The sequence below is a fragment of the Cellulophaga baltica genome (assembly GCF_900102165.1).
GTDB lineage: Bacteria > Bacteroidota > Bacteroidia > Flavobacteriales > Flavobacteriaceae > Cellulophaga > Cellulophaga baltica.
The window spans coordinates 278,912-292,097 of record NZ_FNBD01000005.1 but is presented as its reverse complement, the minus strand read 5'-3'; the positions used below and the strand labels follow the sequence as shown (position 1 = coordinate 292,097).

10 protein-coding genes are annotated in these 13,186 nt (G+C 32.1%); 6 read left to right on the top strand and 4 right to left on the bottom strand.

Features of this window, described 5'->3' with window-relative positions:
- The first annotated feature begins 9 nt into the window (after nt 1–9).
- Nucleotides 10–1,362 (top strand): sigma-54-dependent transcriptional regulator, encoded by a 1,353-nt coding sequence (locus tag BLQ19_RS10875; RefSeq protein WP_074538359.1) that lies wholly within the window; start codon nt 10–12, stop codon nt 1,360–1,362.
- Here the strand turns inward: BLQ19_RS10875 and BLQ19_RS10870 are convergent.
- The 3 genes from BLQ19_RS10870 to BLQ19_RS10860 form a co-directional block, all read right to left on the bottom strand.
- The gene (locus BLQ19_RS10870) at nt 1,337–3,805 is read right to left on the bottom strand and encodes an ATP-binding response regulator (RefSeq protein WP_074538358.1); all 2,469 of its coding nucleotides are present in this window, start codon (nt 3,803–3,805) and stop codon (nt 1,337–1,339) included. The two genes, BLQ19_RS10875 and BLQ19_RS10870, sit on opposite strands and share 26 nt — an antisense overlap.
- Before the next feature lie 115 nt (nt 3,806–3,920).
- A complete protein-coding gene (locus tag BLQ19_RS10865) occupies nt 3,921–6,548 on the bottom strand; it encodes a carboxypeptidase-like regulatory domain-containing protein (RefSeq protein WP_074538357.1) in 2,628 nt (875 codons plus the stop codon).
- Between the two features lie 19 nt (nt 6,549–6,567).
- Entirely contained in the window at nt 6,568–7,305 is a 738-nt protein-coding gene (locus tag BLQ19_RS10860; protein WP_074538356.1) for a GLPGLI family protein, read from the bottom strand.
- A gap of 632 nt (nt 7,306–7,937) precedes the next feature.
- On the opposite strand from BLQ19_RS10860, the gene BLQ19_RS10855 reads away from it, so the two are divergent.
- Together BLQ19_RS10855 and BLQ19_RS10850 are read left to right on the top strand one after the other, a co-directional pair.
- A complete protein-coding gene (locus BLQ19_RS10855; RefSeq protein WP_074538355.1) occupies nt 7,938–10,154 on the top strand; it encodes a TonB-dependent receptor in 2,217 nt (738 codons plus the stop codon).
- A gap of 89 nt (nt 10,155–10,243) precedes the next feature.
- On the top strand, nt 10,244–11,218 hold the full coding sequence (locus BLQ19_RS10850) for a Gfo/Idh/MocA family protein (protein WP_074538354.1): 975 nt from the start codon (nt 10,244–10,246) through the stop codon (nt 11,216–11,218).
- A gap of 3 nt (nt 11,219–11,221) precedes the next feature.
- Here BLQ19_RS10850 and BLQ19_RS10845 read toward each other — a convergent pair whose 3' ends face one another.
- Nucleotides 11,222–11,671, bottom strand: coding sequence for a hypothetical protein (locus tag BLQ19_RS10845; protein WP_024479139.1), 450 nt, complete (start codon nt 11,669–11,671; stop codon nt 11,222–11,224).
- Between the two features lie 111 nt (nt 11,672–11,782).
- Between BLQ19_RS10845 and greA the strand changes: the two genes are divergently transcribed.
- From greA to BLQ19_RS10830, 3 genes are all read left to right on the top strand, one after another.
- Nucleotides 11,783–12,259 carry a transcription elongation factor GreA gene (gene greA, locus BLQ19_RS10840; RefSeq protein WP_024479138.1) on the top strand — a complete coding sequence of 159 codons (477 nt, stop codon included), beginning with the start codon at nt 11,783–11,785 and terminating at the stop codon, nt 12,257–12,259.
- 73 nt (nt 12,260–12,332) lie between these two features.
- A complete protein-coding gene (locus BLQ19_RS10835; protein WP_024479137.1) occupies nt 12,333–12,767 on the top strand; it encodes a BLUF domain-containing protein in 435 nt (144 codons plus the stop codon).
- 13 nt (nt 12,768–12,780) lie between these two features.
- Nucleotides 12,781–13,173, top strand: a complete 393-nt coding sequence (locus tag BLQ19_RS10830) for an HIT family protein (protein WP_024479136.1) — start codon at nt 12,781–12,783, stop codon at nt 13,171–13,173.
- Nucleotides 13,174–13,186: the final 13 nt, after the last annotated feature.

Genomic DNA, 13,186 nt, shown 5'->3' with positions numbered 1-13,186 from the left:
ACTTAGCTTATGCCTAGAATTTTAATAATTGAAGATGATGCCGCTTTTTGTCAAATGTTACAACGCTTTCTAACAAAGAAAGGGTATGAGGTAGAGACAAGCTTTACGGCAGAAGATGCTAAACAAAAATTTAAAGCTGGAGCGTTTGATATGGTCATTACAGACCTTCGTTTGCCTAATTATGATGGTATAGAGTTATTAACAGATATCAAAGCAATCAATGCAAAGATTCCTGTTTTAGTGATGACTAGTTATGCTGAGGTATCTACTGCAGTAAACGCAATGAAAAAAGGTGCTTTAGATTACATCTCTAAACCGTTTACTCCAGAAGAAATGGTGATGCTTGTGGAAAATGCATTAGATCAAAAAACAACGCAGGTAGAAAAAAATGCTGAGCCAAAGGCAAAGAAGTCCCAAGATAAAGTGGAGGTTAGTGCAAGTAACGGTATTAAAGGAATTAGCGATGCCTCTAAAAAGTTACATGAATACATAAAACTTGTAGCGCCTACAGATATGTCTATTCTTATTACTGGTGAGAGTGGTACAGGAAAAGAGGTTACGGCAAAGTCTATTCATGATACCAGTAAGAGAAAAGATTTTAATTTTATAGCGGTAGATTGTGGTGCCATCCCAAAAGAGATTGCTACAAGCGAATTTTTTGGTCATGTGAAAGGAAGTTTTACGGGCGCTATTGAAGATAAGATAGGTCATTTTGAAGCAGCAAATGGCGGAACGCTATTTTTAGATGAAATAGGAAATCTTTCTTATGAAAATCAAATACAACTTTTAAGAGCGCTTCAAGAACGTAAAATTAAAAGAGTAGGAAGTACCAAAGAAATTTCTGTAGATGTACGTGTGATTACCGCGACTAACGAAGATTTAGTAGAAGCGGTTGAAAAGGGAACATTTAGAGAAGATTTGTACCATAGGATTAATGAATTCTCTATAGAAACCCCTTCGCTGCAAGAGCGCTTTGAAGATTTGCCATTGTTTGCAGATTTTTTCTTAGATAAGGCAAACAGATCTCTTGATAAGCGCGTTTTAGGTTTTTCTGATGAGACTACTTTAGTTTTTAAACAATATCATTGGCCTGGGAATTTAAGAGAATTACAGAATATTATAAAAAGATCTGTTTTACTTACTACAGGAGACATCATCCAAACAGACGTATTACCAAAAGAGCTTTTTGAAGTCAACAAAAAAGTAGCGCCAGATAATTTCTCTAAAGATGCTTATGAAAAAGATCAAATTATAAAGGCTTTAAAAGAAACAAATTTCAATAAATCTAAAGCGGCAAAATTATTGAAGGTTACGCGTAAGACTTTGTACAATAAAATTAATCAGTATAATCTGGATTTATAGTCTTATCAGCTCTCAAAGCTAAGGTAAGCGCTATAACATAATTTTTAAGTTGCTGGTATTTCGCTTTGAGCTCTTTATCACTTAGCGTATCTCGTTTAAGTTTTTCAAAAGATTCAAGGATAGCAATAGCATCATTAGCTTCTAATTGTCTAAACATAGCAAGCATTTTATGAGATGTAGCATTTATGCGCGCCATATCTTTGGTGCTTGTTGCTTTACTTAGAATTTCAATATTATCCTCTGTATCTCTTAAGAAAGTATCTATCAGGTCTTTCAGCCCTTCATTAGAATCATCTAAAAATGATGTAATAGTTTTTAAATTGTATAAAGTAGACTTGCTTTCGTGAATTTGTTTTTCCTGTTCTTTTTCTTTTAGGATTATTTCTGGAAATAATTGTGCTAAACGCCCTAAAAACTGATCTTTAGAAAAAGGTTTCTGTAAAACAGTATCAAAACCAGCGGTGCTGTAGGTAGAAGTTTCTAAATCCTTTCTTCCTGTCATGGCAAGGATAGGTTGGTTGTTGTAATGACTGTAACGACCACTTTTTAGCTTTTCTAAAACTTCAAAACCATTTATTGTTGGCATTTGTATATCTGTAAGTACTGCACTATATGTTAGATTGTCTTTAAGGCCGATAGCATTGAAATCAGCGTAAGAAATAGTATTGATATTAGAGCTTTCACAAACCTCATGCAGTAATTTCCGCATTGCAATATCATCATCGATAATTAAAAGTGTAATCTTATTTTCTTCAAAGTTAATTTCTTTTATTTCTGACGAAGCAATTTGCGTTTCAGATAACTTTAAGGGAATGGTAAACGTAAATGTGCTCCCTTGATTTTTGTCACTCTGTAATCCTATTTTACCCTGAAGTAATTCTGTTAATTTTTTTGAAATAGTTAATCCTAAGCCGTAGCCCCCATATTTTTTTTCTGTACTGTCGTCAGCTTGTGTGAATTCTTTAAATATATGCTCCTGTTTCTCTTTTTCAATACCAATACCACTGTCTATAACCTGTATTCTTGTTTTGTATAGGGTGTTGTTTTCAATAGTTACTGTGGCCACAACTTTTATAAAACCTTGTTGGGTAAACTTGTAGGCATTGCTGATGAGGTTGGTTAAAATTTGTCGGATTCTAAAGGGATCGCCTATTAGTGTTTGATGTAGTTTTTTATCAATGACAATCTGAAGCTCTATAGGTTTATTTTTATATAATTCTTCTAGGTTTTGTGCGGTTTCCTGAATCAAATCTGGTAAAAGAAAAGGAATGTTTTCTATCTTTAATTTACCCGCTTCAAGTTTAGAGAAGTCTAACAAATCATTCACTAAATTATCTACGTAAGTGGCTGCAGATTTTACATTTTTTAGATAGCCAACTTGTTTACCTGTTAAGCCTGTGTTTTCCATTAATTCAGAATAGCCCGTAATGGTATTTAATGGAGTTCTTAAATCATGGCTCACGGTAGAAATAAGTTGTTCGCGACTTTTTAAAAGCGATTCAGAAAATTTCTTTTCTTCTTCTAAATGCTGACGATAGGTTTGTACACGCCAATAATCTCTAGTGATTAAAAATGTAAAAATTCCAACCGTAAGAAATGCGAGTATTGCCGCGCCGCTGGCTAACCGAGTACTTCGTTTTAAAATTTCTTGTTTTTTTAAATTATCCGCGTGAGTTGCGGCAATAATTTCCTGTTCAAAGGCACTTACAATACTTCTTAATTGTTGTGATAAATCTAAATCGTTCTGGTTAATTTCTCGCTCCTTATCAGCTAATGCACGCTGTGTTAAGGCATCTTTTTCTTTGGCTTCATTTAGTAAGTTTCGTGAAGCATTTATAATAGAATCTATTTTTTCAGGACTATGGTTTTCTTTTGGGGCATTGTCATTTAAGATGAGTGCAAGCTTTTCAATAACACTTTTGGCTTTCGGAGATAATTCATCAATATTCGGTGCAATGCTTTTGGCAGTAATTTTACCCAAAGAAAGTTCCATCGTATTAAATTTTGCTAAAGCAACATCTAAAGAACTATTGGCTTCGCTTTTCAGCTTTAATCGCCTTAATTCTTCGTTATTATAGGTTTTTAATTTTAAAAGATTCTGTACGCTATCTAAAAGTTGCACTTGATAATCACTAGTAACTACTTCTTTTAACGAGTCTATTTCTGCAGAAACTACATCAATTTTTCTAGCATATGCCGTAAAATTCTCTTTGGTTTTGGTCTGTAATGCTAATTTAGATAAACTTTCAGCCTCATAAAGTTGTGTTAGTAAAGAGCCCGTCTTAATGAACTTGACATCATTCTCACCAGAAGTATCTGTAGCTAGGTAACTCTTAATCTCTGATAGGATGAAAATTCCAGAAATAACCGCTAAACCTACTAGTATTAAATAGCTTAATACAATTCTGAAGGTGAACTTGTTTTTAGATTTATTTTTTTTCATCGCTGTAAATGACCTATGGTAATTACGTTCTTTTTTCAAAAAAAGTTGGTGTTTGACGTGTTAAATTAGTACTAACAGACGTAAAGTTACTAGGAGTTGTTTATAAAGTGCATAATTATAATCTAAAATCAATTGAAAGCAATAGGAACTCTCTTTGTAAATTGATAGATGTTGTTGAATCAAAAATATCAGAAATATTTCTCTGAGTGTAGTCTTTACCAGTTAATTGTAAATTTCTTGAAATTAATGAGAATTTCAATTTTTCATTTTTTGTAGAATAGTTTAAGGACATATCAAGAAATGAAAAGCTATTATCCTTTCGATTGTCAGTTAAATAATAATCTATAGTAGTTGTAATATTCAATCTTTTTTGAGGTCTAAAAAAAATCTTAAAAGAATTATTAATAGATTTATTAGAAATATCACTAATTGATTTAAATGTAGAATAACGAACTTGTAAACTATTCTCAAAATTAAACATACCTACAAAACCAGTTTTAATTCTATTTTCAAATAATTTTGTAAAAACTTTGTTGTTTCTAAGATTAGAACTATTAATTACATTACTATAATTATTAATACTCTGAACAAAATTAAATTTAAAATTTGATTTAAAAATGCCTATATATTTATCCGCAAAAAGGTTAAAAGATATATTATCAGAATATACATTCTTAAGCAAATTTTCATTTACTATATTAATATCATCTATTATGATATTTGACAAAAAATTATTTTTTTGATGATAATAATTCATTCCAGCGTTTAATTGGAACAAATTAAAAAAGTCATTATAATTATATGTTAGCTGACCACTGTAATATTTCAAGGTTTCAAGTTCAAAACTATTTTTGGTAGATGTTCTGTAAGAGTTAAATATGCTATTCTCAAATGTATTTTCTAAATCAAGACCTTTTTCATCATATTGACTAGAGAAATGGATGATATTTTTATTATTAGCTTTATAAAAAATACTGAGTTTTGGGTTGATGTAAAAAGTAGTATTATTTTTAACAGTTAATCGCTCTATGTCTTGAAGGTTTTGATCTAAATAATTTAAGTTTAGCGAGGTGTTAAATATCCATTTGTCTTTTCGGTATGAAAACTTGTTGTTTAAAAATATAAGGTTTTTATTAAAATCAATTTTGTTGGTTAGCATTTCTTCTGTTTGATCTGCATTTAAATTTGAATTTAATTTATTGTTCTCTTCGGAATAGCCTAAATTAATATCAATATCAAATTTGTTATAATGCAGAAGAAGAGAATTTTCAAAATTTATATAAGTTTTGAGCTGATTTATTGTTTGTTCTAAATTTATACCGCTATCAATATTAAAGTCTGATAGTACATTTAATTTTTCAAAATTTTTATCATTATTCAGTAGTATGCTACTAGTAAAAGCAGAGTTCTTGTCAATTCTATTGGTGTAATTTAAAATTTGATGATTTTTATGTACAGCCCTATTGATGAAGCTTTCCTGCAAACTTCCGTTAATGTCAACTTTGTCTTCTGACTTTAAATGATCATTCTCAAGTGTGCTATTTACTTCTATGAGCTCTTTATCAGAGAGAATGTATTTAAAGTTAAGTTTTGTATTGTATATTTTTGGTTTAATTTTTAGTTCTTCAGATTGATTTATTTCTGTTTGATTTTTATCAAAATATGAAAGGTTCGTTAATATTTCTCTTTCAAGCCTATCTTTTTTTAAATCAAAATTTGCTTTTAAATCAATTTTATCCGTAATTTTTAAGATTGTATTTATGCTGGAAAAGATTGTGCTATTTATTCTTGTTCTATCATCTGGAAGTTGTGTACTTAATTCTGCATCGTTTAAAATATTACCTAAATTTCTTTCATTTTTTTCCAGATTTTTTAAATTGTAGTTATTTGTAGCGAAATAATCATATGGGGAGTCGTCAATTCCAATATTGTTATATTTAATTGTAGAAAATGTTTTTATTTTTTTTGAAATACCTAAAGTAGTACTGCTTAAATCTAATTTGTTTTCTACTCCCAAGCCAATTTTACTGCCATTGGAAAAATTTGTTTCGCCCTTTTTTAAGGAAAGGTTTAATGCAACCTCATTACTTTTTTTAATATCTTTTAATAATGAATTTTCTTGATAATTTTCTATTGCAGATAATCCTTCTATTGCCTCGATATCAATATTCTTGCTTCCGATAGTGTAATTTTCTCCAAAAAGATCATCACCGTCTAGTAGTAAACTCTTAATAGGAACACCTTTAAATGATATTTGACCATTATCACTTACTCTTATACCCGGTAACTTCTTTATTAAATCTTCTACAACACTTTCGGAGCCATCTAGAAAGCTGTCTATTTTATAGTTTGTAGTATCCTTATTAACTATAACCGGTGTCGGTTTAGAGTAGACTACGACTTCTTCTAATTTTGTTGGATTTTCTACTAATGTAATAGTGCTAATTAAATTTTTAGCTTTAATAATATTGGTAATCTTAATAGTTTTATTGAAATATTTTGGATTCTTGTATTCTAATATTAAAGAGTCAATATCTTTTTTTAATTCTAATTTGTAGTGCCCATTTTCGTTGCTAATCCCATATGCTAAAACTATACTACTGGCTTCACTATTTTTTGCAGTAATCACTGTGAATTCTATTGGTGTTCCAGACTTATCAATGATTTTTCCTTCAATTGTTTGACCATGAATACCCTGTTGGAGTAGTAGAATTAGAATTATAGCACTAAATCTTAGCTGCATACGAAATTGTTGCTATTTCTTATTCTTTTAAATATTCTACGATACCTTTTTTAGGTAGTAAAGTAGTAGGTCCATTTTCGCTCATACCATTCCTTTTTACTTCGTCATATTTAGATTTATAAAGAGCCAAAAACTCTCCCCAAGAGATAAGTTTATCTTTGATATAAGGGTTTTCTAAGACTAATTTCTCTTTTTTAGTAGCTATAGATGTAGCTATTAATTTAAAGAAATCATCATCAGACTTTATTTCTAGAATTAATCCTGGAAGGCCGCTAAATCGCCATGGTCCATCGGGGTAATTCAGCTGTGTTGTAAAATAAGCGGTGTATTCCCTAGTGCCGTAAGTTGTCTTAGCTTCTTGACATAGGTATCCTAGAATTTCTTTAGTATTAGTTGTTAGGTTCCATTGTGTATTACTTAATGAATCTTTGATTTTAAAATCTTTCAATCCTATTCTATCCCTATAGAAAATTTTTTTTTCTTTGAAATTTTTAAATACAAATTCGTTTCTTTTTGATTTAATAATTAGCTCAGTTTCATCGTCGAGATTATTTGTGCCCTGTGAATTTTTCATAATTCCAGTATGGTCAATCTCATAAATTGAGGAAGTTCCATCACTTGTAAGTTTAGATTTGACGGAGTATTCTTGTTGTATTTCTTGCATCATTAATATGTAATCATATTCTACTTGAATGCTTTGCGCCGTAGTTGTAAATGCGAGAAATATTCCTAGGTATGTAAGTTTTTGATAATTCATGATGTTAAGAAACAATTTTAATTATATATTAAATTGAGTTAGTTGGGTAATATTTACTGTAGTAATATCTAAAAATTTCCAGCTTTAAATGAGATTGATAATAAAATATAAATTCAACAAGAAGTCTACTTACTTGATCTGTTTTTATATTAAAATTATCATTTACGTTAAACATATTTAGAGGGCTATTAACCTAATAGTTGTTTTTATAATGATAGATAAAGCCATGCTAGAAGATGACAAAATCGGAAGTAGTTTTTAAAAATTTAAAAGATACGATATATAGCGAAAATAGAATAAATATTCAATAATGAGTTTTTTTATAGATAATTTTTACTACTACTTTTCAAGTATACGATGTATTTGTTTTATAATGTTTTAGGATAAATTTTAATTTAGGGTTGTATCTTTGCTGCATCTCAAAGGGGTGCAGAATTCTAAAATTGGTTTTTAGAACGTAGCTGAGATTATACCCAATGAACCTGGGCGGGTAATGCTGCCAAGGGACGCGTACACCACTATTCGTAATTTTGCGAAAAGAAATGGCGCTACATTGTATGTTTATTTTAAACTAATTTACAAACAAAAAAAAAGAGTAATTGCCCCTTTTATTCGTCACTTAATATATACGAATGAAAATTGTTTTCACAGTACTTTCCGTTTTAAGCATTAGTTTTTACACCAATGCACAGCAACAACAGGCTACAGATTCTTTAGAAGGAAAAAAGGTGGTTTTAGATGAGGTTTTTGTATCTGCAATCCGAGTAACTAAAGCAACTCCTGTTACTTTTTCAAACTTAACCAAAGAGCAAATAAAGCCAAGAAATTTAGGACAAGATATTCCAATTTTAATGAACTTTTTACCTTCTGTAGTGACCACATCAGATGCCGGTGCTGGTGTAGGGTATACGGGTATTCGTGTTCGTGGTAGTGATGCTACTCGCGTAAATGTCACGATAAACGGAATTCCTTATAACGATTCAGAATCTCATGGGACATTTTGGGTAAACATGCCAGATTTTGCGTCTTCTACAGAGAGTTTGCAATTACAACGTGGTGTTGGTTCTTCTACGAATGGGGCAGGAGCTTTTGGGGCAAGCCTTAATGTACTTACAGATGCTATTTCTCAAGATGCTTATGCCCAAATTTCTTCTTCAATAGGGAGTTTTAAGACCTTAAGAAATACCTTGAAATTTAGCACAGGTTTACTAAATGATCAGATAGAAATATCTGGGAGACTATCTCAGATTAATTCAGATGGGTATATTGATAGAGCTACATCAGATCTAGAATCTTACTTTTTGCAAGCGGCTTATAAAGATGAAAATACTTTAATAAAAGCACTGCTTTTTGGGGGGCATGAAGTTACGTATCAGTCCTGGTACGGTACACCACTTGCTAGAATAAATAATGATGCGCAAGCAGTAGAAGATTTTATTGTTGCTAACGGACTTACAGAGAGCGAAGCAGAAAACTTAAGAAATTCTGATCGTAGGTATAATTATTACACCTATGAAAATGAGGAAGATAATTACAAGCAGAATCATGCGCAGTTGTTATGGAATGAAAATTTAAATGAGAATTGGAGTACTAACTTAGCGCTTCATTATACGAAGGGGAGTGGTTATTTTGAGCAATTTAAAGAAGAGGATGATTTTGACACCTATGGTTTTACACCAATTACGGTAGACGGAGAAGAAGTAAATAGTACGGATGTAATTCGCAGACGCTGGCTAGATAATGATTTTTATGGGACTGTTTTTTCGGCCAACTATAGAAAAGAGAAAGTAGATTTAATTCTTGGTGGCGGCTGGAACAAATATGAAGGAGATCATTTTGGAGAAGTTATTTGGGCAAGGTATGCAAGTACTAGCAACATCAGAGATCGGTATTATGACGATAATTCTACGAAGTCCGACTTTAATATTTTTTCTAAAATAAACTATAAGTTAGATGATCAATGGAGTCTTTTTGGAGATTTGCAGTACAGAACGGTAGGCTATCAAGCCAATGGTGATGAAACGGGAATAGTAGATGATACCTTTAATTTCTTCAACCCTAAAGCGGGGATTACTTTTGATTTGAACTCAAATAATAATTTTTATTTCTCCTATGCAGTGGCCAATAGAGAGCCAAATAGAAATGATTATGAGAGCGGTAACCCAAAGCCAGAAAGGCTGAATGATTTTGAGTTGGGGTGGCGTTATATTTCTAATACATTACAATTAAATACCAATGTATATTACATGGGGTATAAAGATCAGTTAGTGTTAACTGGTGCCTTGAATGATGTTGGTGCTCCATTGAGAGAAAATGTAGGTGATAGTTATAGATTAGGAGTAGAAGTAGAAGCAAATGTTTCCTTAGGTGCTAAATTTGCCTTCAGACCAAATATTACCTTAAGTGCAAATAAGAATAAAGATTTTGTATTTCAAAGAGATGGTGAATTGCAAAACCTTGGAGATACAGAAATAGCTTTTTCGCCCAGTGTAATAATCGGTGGTGCAATGGTATACATGCCTACAGATAATTTGCAATTATCATTATTAGGGAAGCACGTAGGGGAGCAATATATGGGCAACATAGATGCTAGTAAGTCTAAATTGGCGGCCTATTCTCAGTTTGACTTTAATGTGCAATACGAAATTGTTACCAATTCATTTATTAAGAGTATTGTGCTGTCTGGTCTGGTGAATAATATTTTTAATGAGCTATATGAGTCAAATGGCTATTTTTTTACTTTTGATGACACCTGGTCTACTCCAGGGGTAACAACCACCATAGAAGGGTCTGGTTACTATCCACAAGCAGGAACAAATTTCTTAGTAGGCGCAACTTTAAATTTTTAGAGGCACTTACGAGTATTTATAAGTAACGGGGGATTTCTTTTTTAGAAATCCCTTTTTTTATTTCTTATTTTAGTCTAAAATTTTAATAAATGATAGGCATTCAAAAATTGCGATGGGGAATAATTGGTTGTGGAGCAGTAACCGAAGTAAAAAGTGGTCCACCTTATCAGTTAACCTCGGGTTTTAGTTTAGATGCTGTAATGCGAAGAGACTTACAGAAAGCAGAAGATTACGCCAAAAGACATGGAGTGCCCCATTTTTATAAGGACGTAGACAACATCATCAATAATCCAGAGATTGATGCTATTTATATCGCAACACCACCAGATACACATAAATTATATGGTTTAATGGTGGCCAAAGCAGGCAAACCTTGTTGTATAGAAAAACCTTTAGCGCCAAGTTATGAAGATGGGGTAGCAATAGTGAAGGCCTTTAAGGCTAAAAATGTACCGCTATTTGTAGCGTACTACAGGCGTTCATTGCCGCGTTTTTTGCAGGTTGAAAAGTGGTTGAAAGAAGGTAAAATTGGAGAAATTAGGCATATCAACTGGAGTTTCTCTAAGCCTGCGAATGATATAGATTTAAGTAGAACGTACAATTGGCGAACTGATGCTAAAATTGCTCCTGGAGGTTATTTTGATGATTTGGCTAGTCATGGTTTGGACTTGTTTGCGTATTTATTAGGAAATTTTAAAGAGGTCTTGGGAATCAGTCATAATCAACAAAAGCTGTATTCTGCTAAGGATGCCATTACAGCAACTTGGATGCATGAGAATGGTGTAACAGGTACTGGAAGTTGGAATTTTGGTGCTTTTAAAAGAGTGGATAGTGTAGCGCTGACAGGATCAAAAGGGACGATACATTTTTCTGTATTTAAAGAAGAGGCTGTTATTTTAGAAAATGTAGATGGTATAGAGGAGCTGTTTATCGAAAATCCAAAACACGTACAGCAATACCATGTAGCGAACTTAAAAGCAGATTTAATTGATGGTATCCCGCATCCGTCAACAGGAGATACGGCTTTGCATACGAGTTGGGTTATGAGCAAAATATTAAAATAAAACTTAATTAGTAACGGAGATTACGCCATTTCCTGCAGAAACACGATACTCTAACATATTGTAGAATCTTTGATCATCATCAAGTTTCGTTAATAATTGACCAGTAAATAAACTGTAATTGTACTCGTCACATTCACAAGTAACAGAGTTTCTGCTGGTATCTAAGGTCATTGTGGAGCAATTGCTTGGGGTATGGTTAGGGCAGCTAGCCTCAAAAGCTCTGTAGCCAGCAAAAGCAGATAAGGTTTTGATTACAAAAATACCTCTTGTTCCTGCCTGAGAATTACCAATATAAATGGCGCTTCCTTCATTGGTTAAATCACTGTATAATGGTAAATTAGTGTTAATATCAAATCTAAATCCTATCTCTTGTAAATAGGGATTTCTGTCGGAGGTATCCGTGTCACAAGCAAATAGTAATATCAATAAAAAAAAAGCTAAAATTCTTTGCATAACATACTTGTATTTTAAGAATACAGAAACAAAGTTGAACAAAAAAAATGTATATTTGTCTTAAATCCTCTATAAAAAAGAGGATTTTCTTATTTTATAAAACGCTTAGTTATGAGTAACAAATCATATTATACACCAGAAGGATTAAAAAAGTTGAGAGACGAACTTAATCAGCTAAAAGATATAGAACGTCCGAAGGCATCAAGGGATATAGCAGAAGCTCGAGATAAAGGTGATTTATCTGAGAATGCAGAATATGATGCAGCAAAAGAAGCACAAGGTTTGTTGGAGCTTAGAATTTCTAAGCTTGAAGAAACGTATGCCAATGCGCGTTTAATAGATGAATCTCAATTAGACACTTCTAAAGTTTTGGTACTATCAACAGTGAAGTTGAAAAATCAAAATAATGGTATGGAGATGAAATACACATTGGTTGCTGAAAGTGAGGCTGATTTAAAGACAGGAAAAATATCTGTAAACTCTCCAATTGGGAAAGGTTTATTAGGTAAAAAAGTGGGGGAATCTGCGGAAATAACAATTCCTAACGGTGTTTTAAAATTGGAAATTTTAGAAATCACTAGGTCATAATTGACAAAATTTTAATAAATTGAATTAAAATCGGTTTTCAAACGCATTGTAAATTGATAAATGTACAAGTCTAATGTTTGAGTTAACATATAAATCGGTGGCAATTTCAGAGCTTACTAAAGCAGATATTTTAGCGATTAGGGATATTGCTATTAAAACCAATGAACTTCATAACATCACCGGATGTTTGGTTTTTTATAACAACCATTTTATTCAAATTTTAGAAGGAAAAGAAACACATGTTAAAGAGGTGTTTTCTAAAATTTCGAAAGATGATAGGCATCTAAATGTACATGTACTATATGAAGGACGAAAAGATCAACGATTTTTTCCAGATTGGAATATGGCATTTGCAGATATAAATGCTAGCTCTGGTGAAGATGCAGAAGTTAAGAGCTATGCCAATAATTTACTTTTACTTTCAGAGTTTATAGAAAAGCCCACCACTACACTAAAAATGTTCTGGAGTGGCATTAATAAGCTAATAATAAATCCTTCAATTATTTAAATCATACACTACCGTGGCTAGTATCTTTACAAAAATTATCAATGGGGAAATTCCTTGTTATAAAATAGCAGAAAACGAAGATTTTTTTGCCTTCCTAGATATCAATCCAAATGCAAAGGGGCATACCTTGTGTATCCCTAAGAAAGAGGTAAATAAGATCATGGATCTGGATGATGCTACCTATATGGGCTTAATGGCTTTCTCTAAAAAAGTTGGGCAGGCTCTTGAAAGTGCTATTGATTGTAAGCGTGTAGGTATGACCGTTATTGGTTTAGAAGTGCCACATGTTCACGTGCATTTAATTCCGCTTAATGAAATGAAAGATGCTACTTTTCAGCATAAAGTGAAATTCTCAGAAGAAGAGTTTATAGCAATTGCCGAAAAAATAAAAGCTGAATTAGCTTAATCACTTCCATTAT

Bases quoted from the DNA above. Each gene is read 5' to 3' on its own strand.
- greA (WP_024479138.1), top strand. From the start codon at position 11,783: ATGAGTAACAAATCATATTATACACCAGAAGGATTAAAAAAGTTGAGA.
- BLQ19_RS10855 (WP_074538355.1), top strand. From the start codon at position 7,938: ATGAAAATTGTTTTCACAGTACTTTCCGTTTTAAGCATTAGTTTTTAC.
- BLQ19_RS10835 (WP_024479137.1), top strand. From the start codon at position 12,333: ATGTTTGAGTTAACATATAAATCGGTGGCAATTTCAGAGCTTACTAAA.
- BLQ19_RS10870 (WP_074538358.1), bottom strand. From the start codon at position 3,805: ATGAAAAAAAATAAATCTAAAAACAAGTTCACCTTCAGAATTGTATTA.
- BLQ19_RS10845 (WP_024479139.1), bottom strand. From the start codon at position 11,671: ATGCAAAGAATTTTAGCTTTTTTTTTATTGATATTACTATTTGCTTGT.
- BLQ19_RS10850 (WP_074538354.1), top strand. From the start codon at position 10,244: ATGATAGGCATTCAAAAATTGCGATGGGGAATAATTGGTTGTGGAGCA.
- BLQ19_RS10865 (WP_074538357.1), bottom strand. From the start codon at position 6,548: ATGCAGCTAAGATTTAGTGCTATAATTCTAATTCTACTACTCCAACAG.
- BLQ19_RS10860 (WP_074538356.1), bottom strand. From the start codon at position 7,305: ATGAATTATCAAAAACTTACATACCTAGGAATATTTCTCGCATTTACA.
- BLQ19_RS10875 (WP_074538359.1), top strand. From the start codon at position 10: ATGCCTAGAATTTTAATAATTGAAGATGATGCCGCTTTTTGTCAAATG.